This window comes from Kribbella sp. NPDC058245, assembly GCF_042882005.1.
Classification (GTDB): Bacteria; Actinomycetota; Actinomycetes; order Propionibacteriales; family Kribbellaceae; genus Kribbella.
The window spans coordinates 396-18,212 of the sequence record NZ_JBHVWY010000026.1; the positions used below are offsets into that span (position 1 = coordinate 396).

The 17,817-nt window shown below is 68.2% G+C and carries 19 protein-coding genes; 7 read left to right on the plus strand and 12 right to left on the minus strand.

All coding sequences use genetic code 11. The annotated features are described in order from the left end of the window. Positions 1–238: 238 nt before the first annotated feature. The 3 genes from ACFVWG_RS39375 to ACFVWG_RS39385 form a co-directional block, all read right to left on the minus strand. Complete coding sequence (locus tag ACFVWG_RS39375) at positions 239–679, minus strand: hypothetical protein (RefSeq protein WP_391548625.1); 441 nt, start codon at positions 677–679, stop codon at positions 239–241. Positions 680–817: 138 nt separating this feature from the next. Next, complete coding sequence (acs, locus tag ACFVWG_RS39380) at positions 818–2,752, minus strand: acetate--CoA ligase (RefSeq protein WP_391548694.1); 1,935 nt, start codon at positions 2,750–2,752, stop codon at positions 818–820. A gap of 195 nt (positions 2,753–2,947) precedes the next feature. Continuing rightward, positions 2,948–3,295 carry a winged helix-turn-helix transcriptional regulator gene (locus ACFVWG_RS39385; RefSeq protein ID WP_391548626.1) on the minus strand — a complete coding sequence of 116 codons (348 nt, stop codon included), beginning with the start codon at positions 3,293–3,295 and terminating at the stop codon, positions 2,948–2,950. A gap of 51 nt (positions 3,296–3,346) precedes the next feature. Here ACFVWG_RS39385 and ACFVWG_RS39390 point away from each other — a divergent pair, with 51 nt between their 5' ends. Continuing rightward, positions 3,347–3,952, plus strand: coding sequence for an NAD(P)-dependent oxidoreductase (locus tag ACFVWG_RS39390; protein ID WP_391548627.1), 606 nt, complete (start codon positions 3,347–3,349; stop codon positions 3,950–3,952). Between the two features lie 45 nt (positions 3,953–3,997). After that, entirely contained in the window at positions 3,998–4,660 is a 663-nt protein-coding gene (locus ACFVWG_RS39395) for a sugar isomerase domain-containing protein (RefSeq protein ID WP_391548628.1), read from the plus strand. Positions 4,661–4,812: 152 nt separating this feature from the next. Here ACFVWG_RS39395 and ACFVWG_RS39400 read toward each other — a convergent pair whose 3' ends face one another. After that, a complete protein-coding gene (locus ACFVWG_RS39400) occupies positions 4,813–5,571 on the minus strand; it encodes a GntR family transcriptional regulator (RefSeq protein ID WP_391548629.1) in 759 nt (252 codons plus the stop codon). A gap of 188 nt (positions 5,572–5,759) precedes the next feature. Here ACFVWG_RS39400 and ACFVWG_RS39405 point away from each other — a divergent pair, with 188 nt between their 5' ends. The 4 genes from ACFVWG_RS39405 to ACFVWG_RS39420 all read left to right on the plus strand — a co-directional run bounded on the left by ACFVWG_RS39405 (position 5,760) and on the right by ACFVWG_RS39420 (position 9,476). Further along, positions 5,760–6,707, plus strand: a complete 948-nt coding sequence (locus tag ACFVWG_RS39405; protein WP_391548630.1) for a glutathione S-transferase family protein — start codon at positions 5,760–5,762, stop codon at positions 6,705–6,707. Positions 6,708–6,779: 72 nt separating this feature from the next. After that, positions 6,780–7,973 carry a Na+/H+ antiporter NhaA gene (gene nhaA, locus ACFVWG_RS39410; protein ID WP_391548631.1) on the plus strand — a complete coding sequence of 398 codons (1,194 nt, stop codon included), beginning with the start codon at positions 6,780–6,782 and terminating at the stop codon, positions 7,971–7,973. A gap of 217 nt (positions 7,974–8,190) precedes the next feature. After that, positions 8,191–8,583, plus strand: a complete 393-nt coding sequence (locus ACFVWG_RS39415) for a phage holin family protein (protein ID WP_391548632.1) — start codon at positions 8,191–8,193, stop codon at positions 8,581–8,583. A gap of 53 nt (positions 8,584–8,636) precedes the next feature. Beyond that, positions 8,637–9,476 carry an alpha/beta fold hydrolase gene (locus ACFVWG_RS39420; RefSeq protein WP_391548633.1) on the plus strand — a complete coding sequence of 280 codons (840 nt, stop codon included), beginning with the start codon at positions 8,637–8,639 and terminating at the stop codon, positions 9,474–9,476. Here the strand turns inward: ACFVWG_RS39420 and ACFVWG_RS39425 are convergent. From ACFVWG_RS39425 to ACFVWG_RS39460, 8 genes are read right to left on the minus strand one after another with little or no spacing between them, the layout of a single operon-like run. Beyond that, positions 9,469–10,116: a hypothetical protein gene (locus tag ACFVWG_RS39425; RefSeq protein ID WP_391548634.1), complete on the minus strand. Its 648-nt coding sequence runs from the start codon at positions 10,114–10,116 to the stop codon at positions 9,469–9,471. The two genes, ACFVWG_RS39420 and ACFVWG_RS39425, sit on opposite strands and share 8 nt — an antisense overlap. A 1-nt stretch (position 10,117) precedes the next feature. Then, positions 10,118–10,609, minus strand: a complete 492-nt coding sequence (locus tag ACFVWG_RS39430) for a SigE family RNA polymerase sigma factor (RefSeq protein WP_391548635.1) — start codon at positions 10,607–10,609, stop codon at positions 10,118–10,120. 50 nt (positions 10,610–10,659) lie between these two features. After that, complete coding sequence (locus ACFVWG_RS39435) at positions 10,660–11,832, minus strand: MarP family serine protease (protein ID WP_391548636.1); 1,173 nt, start codon at positions 11,830–11,832, stop codon at positions 10,660–10,662. Beyond that, positions 11,829–12,593, minus strand: coding sequence for an NUDIX hydrolase (locus ACFVWG_RS39440; protein WP_391548637.1), 765 nt, complete (start codon positions 12,591–12,593; stop codon positions 11,829–11,831). Before ACFVWG_RS39440 ends, ACFVWG_RS39435 begins: the two co-directional genes overlap by 4 nt. Next, positions 12,590–13,156 carry a redoxin domain-containing protein gene (locus ACFVWG_RS39445; RefSeq protein WP_391548638.1) on the minus strand — a complete coding sequence of 189 codons (567 nt, stop codon included), beginning with the start codon at positions 13,154–13,156 and terminating at the stop codon, positions 12,590–12,592. The genes ACFVWG_RS39440 and ACFVWG_RS39445 overlap by 4 nt, the downstream gene beginning before the upstream one ends. After that, positions 13,153–13,944, minus strand: coding sequence for an endonuclease III (gene nth / locus ACFVWG_RS39450; RefSeq protein WP_391548639.1), 792 nt, complete (start codon positions 13,942–13,944; stop codon positions 13,153–13,155). Before nth ends, ACFVWG_RS39445 begins: the two co-directional genes overlap by 4 nt. Positions 13,945–13,968: 24 nt before the next feature. Then, entirely contained in the window at positions 13,969–15,861 is a 1,893-nt protein-coding gene (locus ACFVWG_RS39455) for a histidine kinase (RefSeq protein WP_391548640.1), read from the minus strand. After that, a complete protein-coding gene (locus ACFVWG_RS39460) occupies positions 15,858–16,463 on the minus strand; it encodes a DNA-binding response regulator (RefSeq protein WP_391548641.1) in 606 nt (201 codons plus the stop codon). The genes ACFVWG_RS39455 and ACFVWG_RS39460 overlap by 4 nt, the downstream gene beginning before the upstream one ends. 136 nt (positions 16,464–16,599) lie before the next feature. Here ACFVWG_RS39460 and ACFVWG_RS39465 point away from each other — a divergent pair, with 136 nt between their 5' ends. After that, entirely contained in the window at positions 16,600–17,775 is a 1,176-nt protein-coding gene (locus ACFVWG_RS39465) for an FAD-dependent oxidoreductase (RefSeq protein ID WP_391548642.1), read from the plus strand. The last annotated feature ends 42 nt before the right edge of the window (positions 17,776–17,817 follow it).

Consider the following 17,817-nt stretch of genomic DNA (forward strand, 5'->3'; position numbering starts at 1 on the left):
GGAAGCGGTGGGCAGGAAGCGGTGGGCAGGAAGCGGTGGGCAGGAAGCGGTGGGCAGGAAGCGGTGGGCAGGAAGCGGTGGGCAGGAAGCGGTGGGCAGGAAGCGGTGGCGCGACGCGGTGGGCGGGGAAGCGGTGGGCGGGGGAGCGGGTGGGCGGGGAGCGGGACTGACCTGGATCGGCGGGGAGATGGCCCCGGCCCTGATTGCGCTGACGGTACGACGGCCGTCGGGGGTGAGGTCAGAGGTGGGGGGAGTAGGCGAAGAGGCCGGGGTCGGGGGCGGTGATGAGGGCGGTCGACCAGGCGTTGGGGCCGGTTGGCTGGTAGGCGATCCACAGGGAGTTGGTGGCGGGGTAGGTGCCGACCGGGATGGTCTCTGTTTGGGTGGTGCCGTAGGTGACGTGGCTGGTGCTCCGCACGTCGACTCGCGAGGTGACCGTCACGGGGTGGTCGGTCAGGTTGTAGAAGTAGCTGGTCGCATGCCACTCGTAGTACGCGCCGTAGTCGAAGCCCTGTTCGGTCAGGCACACCTTCACGCCGAGCGTGGTTCCGATCTTGAAGTCGTTGCAGAGGGTTCGGTAGGGGTAGGCGGGATCAGCGTGCGCGACCGTTGCCGCCGTCCCCGAGATAAGGGCCGTTAGCAACCAAGGCAGCGCGATCCGGCGCAGCAGTTTTCTCATGGCACCACTGCAACGCTGGGCGTTCCCGCCGACAAGAGTTGTCGCTGGACCGCACCCGATCGCACCGCTATCCCTGCCTGAACAGACGGACCCCGTACGCCGAGTTGCGGCGTACGGGGTCCGGTGTTGGTACTGGACTCAGTCCTCGTCGGATTTGCCGGAGTCGAGGTTGGTTTTGATGAGGTCCATGACGGTGGAGTCGGCGAGGGTGGTGACGTCGCCTACCTCGCGGTTCTCGGCGACATCGCGGAGGAGACGGCGCATGATCTTGCCGGAGCGGGTCTTGGGGAGTTCGGCGACGACCATGATCTGGCGGGGCTTGGCGATCGGGCCGATCTCCTTGGCGACGTGGTTGCGGAGCTCCTGGACCACGTCGGGGCCGCCGTCGCCGGCTTCGGTGCGGAGGATGACGAAGGCGGCGATGGCCTGGCCGGTGGTCGGGTCGGAGGCGCCGACGACGGCGGCTTCGGCGACCTTCGGGTGTGAGACCAGGGCGGACTCGATCTCGGTGGTGGACAGGCGGTGGCCGGACACGTTCATCACGTCGTCGACGCGGCCGAGCAGCCAGATGTCGCCGTCCTCGTCCTTCTTGGCGCCGTCACCGGCGAAGTAGACGCCCGGCCAGCGCGACCAGTACGTGTCCTTGAAGCGCTGGTCGTCGCCCCACAGGGTGCGCAGCATGGCCGGCCACGGCTTGTCGATGATCAGGTAGCCGCCCGAGCCGTTCGGTACCGGCTTGCCGGCATCGTCGACGACGTCCACGCTGACACCGGGGATCGCCTTCATCGCGGCGCCCGGCTTGCCGGCCGTGACGCCGGGGAGCGGGGAGATCATGTGCATCCCGGTCTCGGTCTGCCACCAGGTGTCGACGACCGGCGCGTTGTTACCGCCGATGTTCTCCCGGTACCAGATGTAGGCCTCGGGGTTGATCGGCTCGCCGACCGACCCGATCACGCGCAGGGTGGAGAGGTCGAACTTCTCCGGGATCTCCTTGCCCCACTTCATGAACGTGCGGATCGCGGTCGGAGCGCAGTACAGGATCGAGACCTTGTACTTCTGCACGATCTCCCACCAACGGCCCTGGTGCGGGGTGTCCGGAGTGCCTTCGTACAGGACGGACGTGGTCGCGTTCGCGAGAGCGCCGTACACGATGTAGCTGTGGCCGGTGACCCAGCCGATGTCGGCGGCGGTCCAGTAGACGTCGGTCTCCGGCTTGAGGTCGAAGACGCCCCACTGCGTGTACGACGTACCGACCAGGTAGCCGCCGGTCGTGTGCAGGATGCCCTTCGGCTTGCCGGTGCTGCCGGACGTGTACATCACGTAGAGCGGGTGCTCGGCGTCGAAGGCCTCGGGGGTGTGCTCAGTCGACTGCTTGCCGACGAAGTCCTCCCACCAGAGGTCGCGGCCCTCGACCATGGCGGTCTCCTGGCCGGTCCGCTTCACGACGACCACGTTGCGGACGTCGGGGCAGTCCACCAGCGCCGCGTCGACCGCGGGCTTCAGCGCCGCCGGCGCGCCCCGGCGGTAGCCGCCGTCGGAGGTGATCACGACGCGCGCGTCGCAGTCGATGATCCGGTCCTTCAGCGCCTCGGCCGAGAACCCGCCGAAGATGACCGTGTGCGGGGCGCCGATCCGGGCGCAGGCGAGCATCGCGACCACGGTCTCGGGGATCATCGGCATGTAGATGGCGACGATGTCACCGGCCTGGACGTTCAGCTCGAGCAGCGCGTTGGCGGCCTGGCTGACCTGGTCCTTGAGCTGGGCGTAGGTGATCTCGCGGGTGTCGCCGGGCTCACCCTCGAAGTAGTAGGCGACCTTGTCGCCGAGCCCGTTCTCCACGTGCCGGTCGACGCAGTTGTACGCCGCGTTCAACTTGCCGTCGGCGTACCACTTGGCGAACGGCGGGTTGCTCCAGTCCAGCGTCTCGGTCGGCTCGACGGTCCAGGTGATCCGCTTGGCCTGCTCGGCCCAGAACCCCTCGAAGTCGGCCTCGGCCCGCTCGTACGCGTCCGCCTTCAGGTTCGCGTTCGCCGCCAGCTCGGCCGGCGGCTCGAACCGACGCTCCTCGTGCATCAGGTTCGACAGGGCTTCGGACTGCGATGAATCTTCGTTCGGCACGTCGACGACTCCTCCTCGTAGCTTCGGCGCGTCGCAGCGCCCGCCCCCTTTCTACCAATGCAAACCCGCGCGCGGAACCTTGGTATCGCCCAGCAGTACTCCTCCTGCGCCGAACAGAACGACCAGTACGACGGGTGGTCTGACCGGCCGCTATTTGTCTGGACGGGCGTCCAGGAGCTCGTCCCAGTGGTCGGCGGTCCAGTCGCACAGGATGTAGAGCTGCTTGAGCAGGCCGTGGCCGAGATCGGTGAGCTCGTAGGTGACCCGCCTGTCTTGCGCCGTACGACGGACAAAACCGTCTCGCTCGAGTGCGCGGAGGGACTGGGTGAGCACCTTCGGGGTGACGCGAGCCAGCGGAACGCGGAGTTCGGAGAAGCGGCGAGGGCCGTCCTCCAGGCAGCGGATTACCAGGGCTGCCCACTTGTCCGGGCCGATCCGGAACGGGAGCAGCGTCGACGGGCAGATCTCCTCGAACATGTCCGCGCGCAGTGCCTCCATGCCATTCAGGGTATCCAGCTGGTAACCAGGGTCCTGGCTACTTTCGGCGGCATGAGCAGAATCATGGTGATCGGCGCCCGCGGGCGCGCAGGAAAAGCAGCGGTCTCCGAGGCGGTGGCACGCGGTCACGAGGTGACTGCGGTCGCGCGTTCCGGAGGCGATGGGCTGGTCGACGGCGACGTGACGGATGCGCGGCGGATTGCCGAACTGGCGGCCGGGCACGACGCGGTGATCGCGAGCGTCTACGACAGCGGCCCTTCGTTCTTCAGTGACGCGAGTGAGGCGTTGGTCGACGGGTTGACCAAGGCAGGGGTCGAGCGGCTGGTGTGGGTCGGGCTGGCATCGATCCTGCCGACCGCGGACGGTCCTCTCCTGATGGACACCGCCGGCTACCCGAGCGAGTACCGGTCGTTTTATCTGATGCACCAGGCAGCGCTGAACACCCTGCAGGCCTCAGCGCTCGACTGGGTTTCCGTCGCGCCCGCCGGCGACTTCAACCACGCTGCGCCGGCCCGAGTGGGCAGCTATCGGGTCGCTCCGGCTGATGCGAGCGAGCTGATCTCGTACGCCGATCTCGCGATCGCGCTCGTGGACGAGGTAGACCGCCCGCGGCACCACCGCTCGGCGTACGGGGTAGTTGCGGGGCAAGTGGTCTAGTTCGGATGCTCGCCGACACCCCGGATCGGCGGTAAGTTCGCGCGCATGACCGGGGCATCGGAGTACCTGCGAGAGGCGTTGGCGATCGCACACCGCGCGGCGGAGACCCAGCTCGGCGCGATCGAGGTCGCCGCCTCGCTGGTGGTCGACGCGCTCAGTGATGGTCACCGGTTCTGGGTCTTCGGGACAGGGCACAGCCACCTGATCGCGGAGGAGCTGTACGGGCGGGCCGGCGGACTGGCCGACGTACGGGCGGTTCTCGAACCGGGGCTGATGCTGCACGAGGGGCTGACGAAGAGTTCGCTGCTCGAACGGCTGCCCGGGCTGGCCGACGTACTGCTGGAGATCAACGACATCGCGGCGGGCGACGTCGTACTGATCGCCTCCAACTCCGGACGAAACGCCGTACCGGTCGAGTTCGCCCTGGGCGTGCGAGCCCGCGGCGCGCACGTCATCGCCCTCACCTCGCTGGCTCACAGCACAGCCGTCACCTCCCGAGCCCCCGGCGGCCAACGCCTCTTCGAGACCGCCGACGTGGTGATCGACAACTGCGGCATCCCCGGCGACGCCCTGATCGCCGTCGACACCACCCCCGAGCGAACCGGCGCCACCTCCACCCTGGTCGGCGCCCTCCTCGTCCAAGCCCTGACAGTAGAAATCGTCAGCCGCCTGGAAAAGCCCACCATCCTCCGCAGCCTGAACGCCTAACCTTTCCCGCGCTGCGTACCCCGCCCCACCGCGACCGGCATTTCGCTGGCTAGGCACTCAAATTGGGGGTTGTACACCCTTAACCACGGTGCTGAACCCCCAAGCGCGGTGGCTAGCCAGCCAAATCGGGGGTGGGCGGGGGAACGCGGGGGCTAGGTGGCTCGGTAGGCGACTGTTATGTCGTAGCGGTCGGAGCGGTAGGTGCTGCGGCCGAATTCGATGACTTCGCCGGAGGCGGTGCGGGGGGCTGAGGTGATGATGAGGCAGGGGGTGGTTGGGGGGATCTCCAGCAGCTCTGCGTCGTCGCCTTCGGGTGGGGCGGCGACGATGGAGGCGGAGACCATGCCCAGGGCTACGCCCCAGCGTTCGGCGAGGACGCCGTACAGGGAGTTTTCGGCGAGGTCTACCTCGTCCAGGCCGGGGTAGCGGCGCAGCGAGAGGGCTGTGCGCTCGATGGCCATGGGTTCGCCGTCGGCGGTGCGGAGGCGGACCAGGTGCAGGACGGGAGTGCCGATGGGCTCTTCGAGCTCGCGGGCCAGTACGTCGTCGGCTGCGCCGACCCGGTGCTCGAGGACGCGGGCTCCGGGGGTGATGCCGCGGTTGACCATGTCCTGGCTGAAGGAGGAGGCCAGCATGCGCGAGGGGCGGGGTTCGGCGACGAAGGTGCCGCCGCCGGGGCGACGGGCGGCCAGGCCTTCGGCGACCACGCGGTCGACCTCTTGGCGGACCGTCATCCGGGCCACGCCGAAGCGCTCGGCGAGGACGCGCTCCGAGGGGAGCACGGTACCGACGGCCAGCGAACGGGTGAGGTTCTCCAGGATCTCGCGAATCTGGTCACCCTTGGGCCGGTCGGGCCGCAGCTCCGTGGGGAGATCGGCGAGGTCGCCGGGGTTGTTCCGTGGGCGGGCCATGAGCTCAGTATCCCTGGGAATGTGGCCGGCAAACCAGTTGCCGGGGGCGCTGACCGCGAACGTCGTACCGAACGAACGGGTGCTTGCGGACAACCGCGACGGCGTTGACGCGGTGGACCATGACAGCCCGACTGTAACCGCTGCCACCGACTCACGGCCAGTGACGAGTCAGGGGTAGTTTTAACGTTATGCGTCGCGCACAGTTCGTGAACGAAAGTGGATCGAACGGCGAGTGGAAGCGGCAGGGGAACCGGTTCACCGACCGGATCAGCCGCGCTTCGGACTCGTCCCCAGGTGAGGGGCCGGACAGCGAGGGCCGCTGGCCGGTCGAGGCCGGGCGGTACCGGCTGGTCGTCAGCCTCGCCTGCCCGTGGGCTCATCGGTCGGTGATCGTCCGGCGATTGCTCGGGCTCGAGGATGCGATCGGCCTGGCCGTGGTCGACCCGGTCCGGGACGAGAAGGGCTGGCGGTTCACCCTCGACCCTGAAGACCGGGACCCGGTGCTCGGCATCCAGTACCTGTCCGAGGCCTACCTGCGCACCGACCCGTCGTACGACGGCCGCGTCACGGTGCCCGCGATCGTCGACACCCTGACCGGTCTGGTCGTCACCAACGACTACCCGCAGATCACGCTGGACCTGTCGACCGAGTGGACGGATCACCACAAACCCGACGCACCGCAACTGATCCCCGAAGATCGCGCCGAGATGGATCAGCTGATCGAGGAGATCTACCGCGACGTGAACAACGGCGTCTACCGCTGCGGGTTCGCGACCGGGCAGGAGGCCTACGAGGCGGCGTACGACGCTTTGTTCGCCCGGCTCGACGTGCTCGAGGACAGACTGCAGGGCCGTGACTACCTGCTCGGCGACACGCTCAGCGAGGCCGACGTGCGGTTGTTCACCACGCTCGTGCGCTTCGATGCGGTGTATCACGGCCACTTCAAGTGCAACCGCAACAAGCTGACCGAGTCCCCCAATCTCTGGGCCTACGCCCGTCGGCTCTACCAGCAGCCGGGCTTCGGCGAGACGGTCGACTTCGACCAGATCAAGCGGCACTACTACGTGACCCACAACACCATCAACCCGACCGGAATCGTGCCGAAGGGCCCGGAGGCGAGCGTCTGGACTCGGTAGACTGACTACTGGGTGTGCCGGGAAGTCTGGTCGGCGATGAGTCGACCGACCCCAAATGCCGAAGGGCCCCTCATGAGCACCCGACGCGTCTTTCCCAACCTGCTCGACCGCGAGCGGACGTTCATCGCGGACACACTGCGGGCCGAGACGACCGGCGGCTTGCTGCTGCTCGGTGCCGCGATCGTCGCACTGATCTGGGCGAACTCGCCTTGGCAGGACGCGTACGACCACTTACGGGAGTTCCAGCTCGGCCCGCTGACCGTCGAGTCCTGGGCGTCGGACGGCGCGTTGACGTTGTTCTTCTACCTGGCCGGGGTCGAGCTGAAGCGTGAGCTCGTGGTCGGGTCGTTGTCCAAGCTCAGCGAGGCCGTCGTACCGGTGGTCGCGGCGATCTCCGGAATGGTGCTTCCGGCAATCATCTATGTGGTCGTGAACCTCGCGGCGAAGGACGGCAAGCCGGGCGGCTGGGCGGTGCCGACGGCAACGGATATCGCGTTCGCACTGGCGGTGCTCGCGATCGTCGGCTCGTCGCTGCCGAACGCCCTGCGCGCCTTCCTGCTCACCCTCGCGGTCGTCGACGACTTCGGCGCGATCCTGGTGATCGCGGTGTTCTTCTCGCACGGTTTCCACCTGATCCCGCTGCTGCTCTCGATCGCGCTGATCGCGGTCTGGTTCGTTGCCCAGCGCTACCGAATCCGTACGCCGTTCCTGTACGTGCCGGTCGCGATCGGGGCCTGGTGGTTCATGCACGAGTCCGGGATTCACGCGACGATCGCCGGGGTCGCGCTCGGCCTGGTCACCCGCGTGGTGGCGGACAAGGGCGAGGAGCACGCACCGGCCGAGCGGATCGAGCACCGGCTTCGGCCGTGGTCTGCGGGAGTCGCCGTACCGTTGTTCGCGTTGTTCGCGGCCGGGGTGACCTTGGGCGGCGGCGTCATCGGGCACTTGGTGACCGATCCGGTCGCGATCGGGATCGCCGCCGGGCTGCTCGTCGGCAAGGCGATCGGGGTATTCGGCGGGTCCTGGTTGACCGCGCGGTTCACCCGGGCCGAGCTCAACTCCGACCTGGAGTGGCGCGACGTCGGCGCCGTGTCCGTGCTGGCCGGGATCGGGTTCACGGTGTCGCTGCTGATCGCGCAACTCGCCTTCGCCGGTGACATCGCCCAGGTCGAGCGCGCGAAGGCCGCCGTACTGATCTCATCCGTGCTGGCCGCGATCTTCGCCTCGGTTCTGTTGTTCCGCCGCAATCGTGTGTATGCCGACTAGTGCTCCACGTCGGATGTTGTTCGAGTGATTGCGGTGTTCAGGTGCGTGCATCGGTGTGCCGGAGGGGCGGCCTCGATGCTTTTCCATCGTGGCTGTTCCTCCGGTGCGGCGAGGTGCGTGCCTGGGCGCCGGAAGCGCCGAAGAACTTCCGGCGCGGAGCACTTCGTTACGCGGGGGTACCGGTAGTGTCGGGGCACGGACGCACGGAAGGAGCACCATGAGCGGGGACGAGCCCACGGTCGGCCAACTGGTGGCCAAGGCGAGCAAGGACCTGTCCGACCTGGTCCGCAGCGAGGTCGAGCTGGCCAAGACCGAGCTCAAGAAGACCGCTGTCTCGGCCGGGACCGGTGTCGGGATGTTCGGCGCCGCGGGCTTCCTGGGGTTGCTCGCGATCATCCTGCTGTCCATCGCGCTGGGCTACGCCTTCGTGGCGATCGGCCTGCACCCGGCGCTGGCGTTCGTCGCCGCCGCGGTGGTCTACCTGCTGATCGCGGCCGTGCTGGTGCTGCTCGGCAAGCGGGCGCTCGGCAAGGCGAAGGGCCCGGAGCGGGCGATCGAGACCTCCAAGGAGTCGGTCGAGGTCCTCAAGGCGATCGGCAAGGGCGACTGAGCCCGGCGGGTGTCGTCGACCTCCTGGTCGACGGGCCCTGGTCGCACTCGCTGGTGGCGGCCAACGGGGCACGGTTCCACGTCGCCGAGTGCGGAGCGGCCGATGATCCACTCGTCCTGTTCCTGCACGGGTTCCCAGAGTTCTGGTGGGCCTGGCGCCATCAACTGCCGGCCGTCGCGGCCGCTGGGTATCGCGCGGTCGCGATGGACCTTCGCGGGTACGGCGCCAGCGACAAGACTCCTCGTGGTTACGACCCCTATACCGCGGCCGCCGATGTCTCGGGTGTGATCCGCTCGCTCGGCGCAACCGACGCCGTCATCGTCGGACACGGCTGGGGCGGTTTCATCGGCTGGTCGGCCGCCGTACTGGCTCCACGTCAGGTTCGCGCACTGGCGGCCGTGTCGGCCCCACATCCGTTGCTGCTGGCCCGTTCTGGGCAGACGAAGGCATTAGCCCGTACGGCGTGGTTCCAGCTCCCCGTGCTGCCCGAACGACGGTTGCTCGCGCATGACGGCGTACACATTGAGCAGTTGCTGCGCGACTGGTCAGCCCCGGGCGGATCGTTCCCTGACGCCGAGGCGTCGCGGCGGTATCGGGCTGCGTTGCAGGTGTGGCCGGCTCCGCATTGTGCGCTCGAATACCACCGCTGGTTTGCCCGATCACGGTTGCGACCGGACGGTCGGAAGTACTCCGCGCTGATGCGTACGCCAGTCGCCGTACCGGTGCTGCAGATCAACGGCGCTCAGGACCCGGCCGTCTCCCCCACCGCAACGACACCGCCCGAGTTGGTCACAGCGTCGCTGCGGCACGAGGTGATCACCCCTGCGGGCCATTTCCCCCACGAGGAGACGCCGGAGCTGTTCAACGCCCAGCTTCTCGATTGGCTCAGCTGACGACGAGCCTCTCGTAGGTGGTGACCTTCCAGCGGGTGCCGTCGTACACGCTGTGGAGGAGCTCAACCTCCACCACTCGAGACGCGCCCGAGTGGGTGATCGGATGGATCACGATCTGCGCGCTGCTGGAGTCGAAGGATCCGGAGAGGTTCTGCAGACCGTCTTTCCACGTCACCGGGGCAACGTCCTGCAGCGATCGCGTGATCGCCTCCTGCTCGGCCGGCCCCAACTGTGGAATGTGTCCCGGCGTCGGCGCAGGTGGCCGCTTCTTGCCTATCGGGATAGGCACCCCAGTGGAGACCGTCGCACCCCAGGACTTGTGGATTTCCAGCATCTTCCAGCCACCGGCCGGGGCGTGGTCCTGGGCGATCGCCCGGATCGCCTTGGACCAGGCGGCCGCATCCGAGGAGATCGGGAGCCCAGCGGACGCGGTGGGGGTCTGCTCGACAGGAGCGACCGATTCGGTGCCGTGGACGGTGTAGAGCGTGCCGCCAAGCACAGCCAGTACGGCGGCCGCCGCGACCAGGACCGGGATGAGCGGCCGGCGCTTAGTTGCCTTGGGCAAGAGAACGTCGGCCTCGTGGTCGGCGAAGGTTTCACGGAGGAGGTCGCCTAGTTGGTCGTCGGTGAGCTTGGGCATGTCAGTCCTCCTCGGTGGACAGGTGATCGCGCAGGTTGGCGAGCGCTCGGGCAACGTTCGAGCGAACCGTGCCGACGGCGATCCCGAGGATCTCGGCGATCTCGGCGTCGGACAGATCCTCGTAGTACCGGAGCACCAGTACGGCGCGTTGCTGGCGCGGCAGCGTGGTCAGCAACTGCCAGGTGGCGTCCTTCAACGCCTGGCGTGAGCCGATGTCCTCGTCGGACGGTCGTTCGATCGGTTCGGCGAGCGGCAGCTCACGGTTCTTGAGGATCCGCCGCCAGCTGAGGAACTCGTTGACCACCATCGTGCGCAGATAGGCCTCGGGAAACTCCAGACCGCTGATCCGGTCCCACCGGCGATGGGCGCGGGCGAGAACGGTCTGCACCAGGTCTTCCGCGCTGTGCAGGTTGCCGGTCAGCATCAGCCCGAGCCGAACCAGCCGAGGCTGCGTCGCGCGCACCACCTCGTCGTACTGCACTGATCCGTCCATGGTTGCCGTCACACCCCCTGAACGCGGCGACCCGGCGGATCTGCTGCGTTCTACGTGCAGGTTTTTGTGGAGACCTCTTGAGTTGCCGTCGCGCCGTCGCGCGCGTCGTCGGAGACCTGCTCGGCGGTCAGCACGTAGCCGGTGCGGTTGTCCTCGACCGAGGCCGCGAACACCACGCCGTACACGGTGCCCTTGGCCGACAGCAGCGGGCCGCCGGAGTTGCCGGGGCGGACCGAGGCCCAGATCGAGAATGCCTGCCGGGTGACCGTGCGGTCGCCGTAGATGTCCGGGCCGCGCAGTCGCTCCTCGGAGCGGATCCGGGCCGGCTCGGAGTCGAAGGGACCGTTCTCCGGATACCCCAGTACGACGGCCGGGTCGTCGGCCTTGGCGGCGAAGTCGAACTGCAGTGGCTTGATGTCGAGCTTCGGCACGTACAGCACGGCGATGTCGACCTCGGGATCGAACAGGACGACGTTCGCCTCGTAGGACTTGCCGTTCACCTCGACCTGCGGGGAGCCGACTCCGGCGACGACGTGCGCGTTGGTCATCACGCGTTGGGGTGCGTAGACGAAGCCGCTGCCCTCCAGACCGCGGGAGCAGTTGGCCACGCCGGTGACCTTGGCGATTCGGGTGTAGGCCTGCCGAACCAACGGCTGCCGGGCGATCGCGCTGTCCGGCGGCTGCGTGTCGCGGATCCGCTCGGGTACGAACGGGTCGAGGAACCGCGGGAACAGGTCGGTGTTCACCACGTCGTTGAAGGCCTGCAGTGCGTTGTCAGCGCCGCTGGGCAGCACCTGGTCGACCTTGGCGAGCACGGCCGAACCACGGACCGCCGAGGTGACGCTGGGGATCCGGGCACCGCTCACCGCGACACCGAGGACCCAGGAGACGATCAGCACCGAAGCAGCAGCCAGTACGGCGCCGCCGAGCGCGTCGACCGCCTTGACCGGGCTCCACGAGATCTTGTTGCGCAGCCTGGACCCGACCACGGCACCGACCGTGCGGCCGATCGAGGCCAGGATCACCACCAGGACCAGGGCCGCGAACGACACCGAGACGCTCGGCGAGAAGTTGTCGAGCACCCGCGGTACGCCCCAGACGCCGATGGCCGCGCCACCGAGCAGCCCGAGCGTTGCGCACGCACCCAGTACGAAGCCTTCGATGTACCCCGAGATCGCCACCAGCACGGTGACGACCACCAGCGCCCAGTCGAGGTTGCTCACTCCACATCCTCCGGATCGTTCCCGCCAAGGTCGTGTTCGATGGCGGTCATCCGCCGGACGTCCGCCGACCGGCTGCCCTCACTCCGCCAGGCCGCTTCCACCAGTCGGTCGGGTAAAGGTACGACGTTCGAGGGGTCCCAGTCGCGCGCCCAGCCGCCGAGCAGCAGCAATTTGTCGAGCAACCCTGCGGTGAAACCCCAGACGAACAGGTCACCGACCAGGAAGGCCGGGCCGGTGAACCCGGAAGGGTGCCGGCAGCTGACCCGGTTGGCCGGGTCGGCGAGCACCGATACGGGGACAGTGTGCACCGAGGCCACCTCGGCCGGATCGACCACGGCCACCGGCGACGGCGTCCGCCACCAGGCCAGCACCGGCGACACGCCGAAGTTGCTGACGGGCACCCAAAGCGCCGGCCAGACCGCGAACGGTACGACGCCGGCCGGCTCGAGGCCGGTCTCCTCCAGCGCCTCCCGGAGCGCCGTCTCGACCACGTTGTCGTCCTCGGGATCGACACCGCCGCCGGGGAACGCGATCTGGCCGGCGTGTTTGCGCAGCGTCCAGGATCGCTCGGTGAGCAGCACCTCGGGGCCGTCGTTGCCTTCGGCAAGCAGGATCAGTACGGCGGAGTTCCGCACCGACGGGTCGTCGGGCGGCAGGAACCTGGACAGCACGTTCGGGTCGACGTCCGCGGAGGCCTTGGCCAACGGGTGCAGCCAGTCCGGGATCTCCACGTTGTTCATTGGCAGGGCCTCGAACGTCACAGTGAAACTCCCAGTTTGTCCTTCACCAGCTGGTCGAGCTGCGCCTGCGACGTGAAGGCACCTTTGTGCACAGTGAATTTACCGTCCTTGTCGACGAACACCGTCACCGGTGGGCCGACGATCCCGAACGTCTTGCGCAGGTGTTTCTCGGAGTCGACCAGATGCGGATAGTCCAGCTCGTGGTCGACCGCGAACTTCACCGCCAGCTCCGCGCGTGGGTCGTCGTAGTCGATCCCGAGAATCTGCAGCTTGCCGGCCGCCTTCTTCTGCAAGGCAGCCAGGTACGGCGCCTCATCCCGGCAGGGCGGGCACCACTGCGCCCACACGTTGATCACCAGCGGCCCCCGCAGATCGGCCAGCCGGATGTCCGGGCCGCCGCCGAGACACGGCAACGTGATGTCGGGCAGCCCGTTGCTCACCGGCGGCCGGGACTGGGTCGGCGGGCACGCGACCAGCTTGTCGGCCCCCGGGACCGCGGTCGGCCCGGCTTCCGGCGTACTGGGTGTTGGTCCACAGCCCGCCAGAACCGTCAGGAGGACGGCGGCCGCCAGTGCACGCCTCACGCGGCCGGGACCTTCACCAGCTTCGCGGCGGACTCGTAGTCGGTCGGACCGGCGCCGTACGAAGGACACCACTGGGCGATCGGGCAGGCGCCGCAGGCGGGCTTCTTGGCGTGACAGCGGCGGCGGCCGTGGAAGATCAGCCGGTGCGACAGCATCGTCCAGTCCTTCTTCGGGAAGAGGGCGCCGATGATGTGCTCGACCTTGACCGGGTCCTCCTCCTCGGTCCAGCCGAACCGGCGGACCAGGCGGCCGAAGTGCGTGTCGACGGTGATCCCGGGGACGCCGAAGGCGTTGCCGAGGACCACGTTCGCCGTCTTGCGGCCGGTGCCGGGGAGCTTCACCAGCTCCTCGAGCTTGCCCGGCACAACTCCGTCGTACTCATCGACGAGAACCTGGCCGAGCTTCATCACGCTGTTGGTCTTGGCGCGGAAGAAGCCGGTCGGCTTGAGGATCGTCTCCATCTCCTCGCGGTCGGCCTCGGCCATCGCCTGGGCCGTCGGGTACTTCGCGAAGAGCGTCGGCGTCACCTTGTTGACCATCACGTCGGTGGTCTGGGCCGACAGGATGGTGGCCACGAGCAACTCGAGCGGATTCGTGAAATCGAGCTCACAGTGAGCGTCCGGATAGGTATCGGTGAGCACTTTGTGCATCTTCCGGGCCCTGCGGACGAGCTGGCTGGACGTCTCTCCGGCGAACACCGGAGCCTTGCGGGGGAGCTTCAGCGTCACCGTCTCCAAGGCCCCGGGAACGGGCAGTACGGCGGTGTCCGCGACACGCTGGGATGGCATGCGGACCAGCCTACGTGCGCCCGCCTACAGAATTCCGCCGGCCGAGCCCGCCGGCTCCGGTACCGACGGCACGACGGCCGTGAGCCGGAACACTTCGGCCGACCGCTCGGTGGTCAGGCTTCCGCCCACGGCCTCCACCCTCGATCTGAGGTTCGCGACTCCGGTCCCGGCACCGGGCACTCCGGTCAGCCCGTCGTTCGTCACGGTGAGCTGCAGGAGCTCGTGACAGCGCTCGAACCTGACCGAGCAGTGCCGTGCGTCGCTGTGCCGCAACACATTGGCGATCGCCTCCCGTACGACGACGGCCAGCACGTGATCGAGTCCAGTGGGAAGCCGGTCGGGAACCGTGTCGACGGTGCCGCTCATCCCGGCCGACCTGAGGATCGACCGAGCCGACGCGACCTCCTCCGCGAGAGTCAGCCCGGAGCCCGGGAGATGGAACTCGTCGATCAGCCGGGCCGACCGCCGGGCCAGCGCCGCGATCTCGTCGAGCTCGCCGACGACGCCGGGATCGGCCGTGGCGAGCTGGGTCCGGGCGAGTTCGGCCTTCAGCAGGAGGGCAGCCAGGCCGGAACTGACCAGGTCGTGCACATCCTTGGCCAACCGCACGCGCTCCTGCGTCCGGGCCATCCAGGCCAGCTCGGCGTGAGCCGCACGGAGCCGCCGGGCCACGCGCGCGAACTCGGCCAGGCAATAGCCGGTCAGTGCGAAGCCGATCGTCGCCACGAAGTAGTAGCTGACCAGCGCCAAAGAATCGCCGAGGCTGAAAACGAAGGCACAGTCCGCGACCGCGATCAGCAGCATGGCGGGGAGGGCGATCCGGACCGGGAGCAGCACAAGCATGGTCGCGGCCAGCATCATCGGCATCCCGATCCAGGCGATGCCTGTGAGCGGTAGCGGCGCGAAGGCGAGGACGGCCTGAAGCGCCAGGGTCGCTCCCCAGCCCCGGGGGCGGACTCCGTTCGCCGGCGGGAGCAGGTGCCGGATCATCAGGGCCAGGCTCACCGCGCCCGCGCCGATCGCGACCACCAGCACGAGCGGTCCGGGTCGATGCACGATCGCGTAGACCACGTCGTACCCGGTCACCAAGGACGAGTGGATGATCACGAGCAGGTTCGCTGTTCTCGGCCGCGTGCGATCTTCCGGCTCGGGCGCGGGTGGACGGCGATAGTCGCCCGCGATATCGCGGGCGTCCGAGAGCGCCGTCCGCGCGCTCAGGATGATCTGCGACAGCTGTTCACGAGCCGCCGCGGGCGACGCGGCCAGGACGCGTCGAGCCTCGTCGGCCAGGTCTGACAGGGCGACCAGCCGGGCCTTGAGCTCGTGCCGGAGATCGTCGCGAAGCTGCTGCGCCTCAGCGGCGACGGCCAGCCGTACCAGCTCCGTCCGGGTGCGGTGCAGGCCGGCGATCGACTCGACGAGCATCGAGATGCCGACCAGCCCGGTACTGGTGATGAGCAGGTTGTTGATCCACCAGAACGTGTCCAGTGCCGACTGGTCGTAGTACCGGCAGAGGGCCGGGATACTCGCGGTCGCCAGTGCGTAAACCAGCCAGGACCACGGTCGTCGCAGGATCAGCACGGCCGACGCCGCGCCGTACCCGATCAGGCCGGCCGCGAAGAACTGCGCCGAGCTCAGCAGGAGCGCCGCCGCCAGGGCGATCGCGAGCTGAGCAGCCAGACTCCACGGTCCGTAGCTGCGGCGGAACTCCCGGAATCGAGGATGGGAGTGCACCAGCTGCAGGACGAACACGGTCGGGACGGCAGCCGCGAGATTGAGGACGAAGTTGCGGTCGAGCGGCCCGTCGATCGTGCCCGGCAGCTCCAGAATCCGGCGGTAGAAAGAGGAGACCAGGAGGCCCACGAGGATCCAGGAGGCTTGGCGTTCCGCCCGCAGACCCTCGAAGTCCTCGGTCAAATCCAGCCCGCGTCGGTGGCGATCCGGACCGCGTCCAGCTGGGTGCGTGCGTTGAGCTTGGCAGTGATCGAACTCAGGTAGTTGCGGACTGTGGCGGTCGAGAGGAACAGGTCGATCGCGATCTGCTTCGCCTCCGCGCCGCCGGCTGCCAGCCGGAGGACCTCGGCCTCGCGGGGAGTCAGCGGGTTCGGGGGGAGCGTGAGTGCCGCGGCGGCAACCTTTGGATCCACTACCCGGATGCCGGCCGCGACCTGCCGGATCGCCTCCGCGAGCGCCTCGGGTGAGACGTCCTTGCTGAGGAAACCACCGGCCTGGGAACTCAGTGCCCGGCGCAGGTTCGCGGGGCTGCCGAACGCGGTCAGGATCAGCGTCCGGCAACTGGGCAGCTGCTCCCGGAGCGCGGCGGCAGCGGCCAGTCCGTCCTGGCCTGGCATCTCGATATCGATCACGGCGACGTCCGGCCGCAACTCGAGCGCCATGGGCACGATCTGGTCGCCGCAGTAGACCTCGGCGACGACTTCGAAGTCGTCGTGCTTCTCGAGCAGGTTCTTGAGGGCGGCCCGGAAGAGCTTCATGTCGTCGGCCAGCAGAACGCGGATCACGAGGCCCCCTTCATGCCGTCCGTCACCCAACGGCTGCATGAGATCTTCACAGGGCAGAAGGTGATCACGTATCTGTTCCCAAGTCCACTCGGACCGCAGACTTTCGGCAGGGATCGTCGAGAGCGGAGACTGCCGAGTGCGCGTACTGATCATGGGTGCCGGGGTGGCCGGCACAGTCGTCGCGCTGGCGGCTCAGAAGGCCGGTCTCGAACCAGTCGTCTACGAGGCTTACCAGGAGAGCGCCGGCCTCGAGCACGGCATCTACCTCGGCGTCGCCGTCAACGGGCTGCACGCACTCCGGGTGGTCGACGCGCACCAGGTGGTCCTGGACGCGGGTTTCCCGTCCGGCCGGATGAGCTTCTTCAGCGGTACCGGCAAGAAGCTCGGCGCGATGGCGATGGGCCCGGTCCTCGACGACGGAACGGTGACCCACACCATCCGGCGCTCCGACCTGTATCGAGGGTTGGCCGCGGAGACCGTACGGCGCGGTATCCGGATCGAGCACGGTAAGCGCCTGACAAGTGCCCGGCCGGTGGTGGGCGGTGGGGTGATCGTCGAGTTCGCCGACGGGACGACCGCCGAAGGCGACGTACTGGTCGGAGCAGACGGCGTTCATTCCGCGACCCGGAAGGTGATCGATCCGGCCAACCCGGGTCCGCGCTACACCGGACTCGGGAACACCGGCGGGTTCAGCCGGGGCGTCGACCTCGACGCCGAGCCCGGTTCGTACGTGATGGTCTGGGGCAAGCGCTGCTTCTTCGGCTACACGGTCAGCCCGGACGGCGAGATCTGGTGGTTCGCCAATCCGCCGAGCAAGGCCGAGCTGGCACCCGGGGAACTGCGGGCGCCTGGGCTTCGTGAGCGGCTGGTTGCCCTGCTGGCGGTCGATCGCACGCCCGGCGCTGCCATCGTCGAAGCGAGTGCCGAGTTCAAGCTGAGCAACCAGTACGACCTGCCTGCTGTCCCGACCTGGAGCCGAGGACCGATGGTGATCGTGGGCGACGCGGCCCACGCGGTCTCACCCGCCTCGGGGCAGGGAGTCTCCTTGGCCTGCGAGGACGCGGTCACGCTCGCCCGGTGCCTGCGAGATGCGGCCGACGTGCCGGCTGCGCTGGCGGCGTACGAACTGGAACGCAGGGAACGGGTTGAGCGGGTCGTCAAGTGGGGCGCTGGCATGAACAACACCAAGAAGCAGGGACCGATGGGACGGATGGTCCGGGACCTGGTTCTCCCGCTGATCCTCAAGAAGGGCGGGAGTCCCGCGGAGCTGGCGAGGATGAACTGGCTGTTCGCCCATCAGTCGGTCTGGTGAGCCGGGTGCGCAGGCTCTGAAGCCGTTCCTGCCAACGGGCGT

Bases quoted from the DNA above. Each gene is read 5' to 3' on its own strand.
- ACFVWG_RS39405 (WP_391548630.1), top strand. From the start codon at position 5,760: ATGCGTCGCGCACAGTTCGTGAACGAAAGTGGATCGAACGGCGAGTGG.
- nth (WP_391548639.1), bottom strand. From the start codon at position 13,944: ATGCCATCCCAGCGTGTCGCGGACACCGCCGTACTGCCCGTTCCCGGG.
- ACFVWG_RS39430 (WP_391548635.1), bottom strand. From the start codon at position 10,609: ATGGACGGATCAGTGCAGTACGACGAGGTGGTGCGCGCGACGCAGCCT.
- ACFVWG_RS39390 (WP_391548627.1), top strand. From the start codon at position 3,347: ATGAGCAGAATCATGGTGATCGGCGCCCGCGGGCGCGCAGGAAAAGCA.
- ACFVWG_RS39395 (WP_391548628.1), top strand. From the start codon at position 3,998: ATGACCGGGGCATCGGAGTACCTGCGAGAGGCGTTGGCGATCGCACAC.
- acs (WP_391548694.1), bottom strand. From the start codon at position 2,752: ATGCACGAGGAGCGTCGGTTCGAGCCGCCGGCCGAGCTGGCGGCGAAC.
- ACFVWG_RS39415 (WP_391548632.1), top strand. From the start codon at position 8,191: ATGAGCGGGGACGAGCCCACGGTCGGCCAACTGGTGGCCAAGGCGAGC.
- nhaA (WP_391548631.1), top strand. From the start codon at position 6,780: ATGAGCACCCGACGCGTCTTTCCCAACCTGCTCGACCGCGAGCGGACG.
- ACFVWG_RS39385 (WP_391548626.1), bottom strand. From the start codon at position 3,295: ATGGAGGCACTGCGCGCGGACATGTTCGAGGAGATCTGCCCGTCGACG.
- ACFVWG_RS39425 (WP_391548634.1), bottom strand. From the start codon at position 10,116: ATGCCCAAGCTCACCGACGACCAACTAGGCGACCTCCTCCGTGAAACC.
- ACFVWG_RS39400 (WP_391548629.1), bottom strand. From the start codon at position 5,571: ATGGCCCGCCCACGGAACAACCCCGGCGACCTCGCCGATCTCCCCACG.
- ACFVWG_RS39375 (WP_391548625.1), bottom strand. From the start codon at position 679: ATGAGAAAACTGCTGCGCCGGATCGCGCTGCCTTGGTTGCTAACGGCC.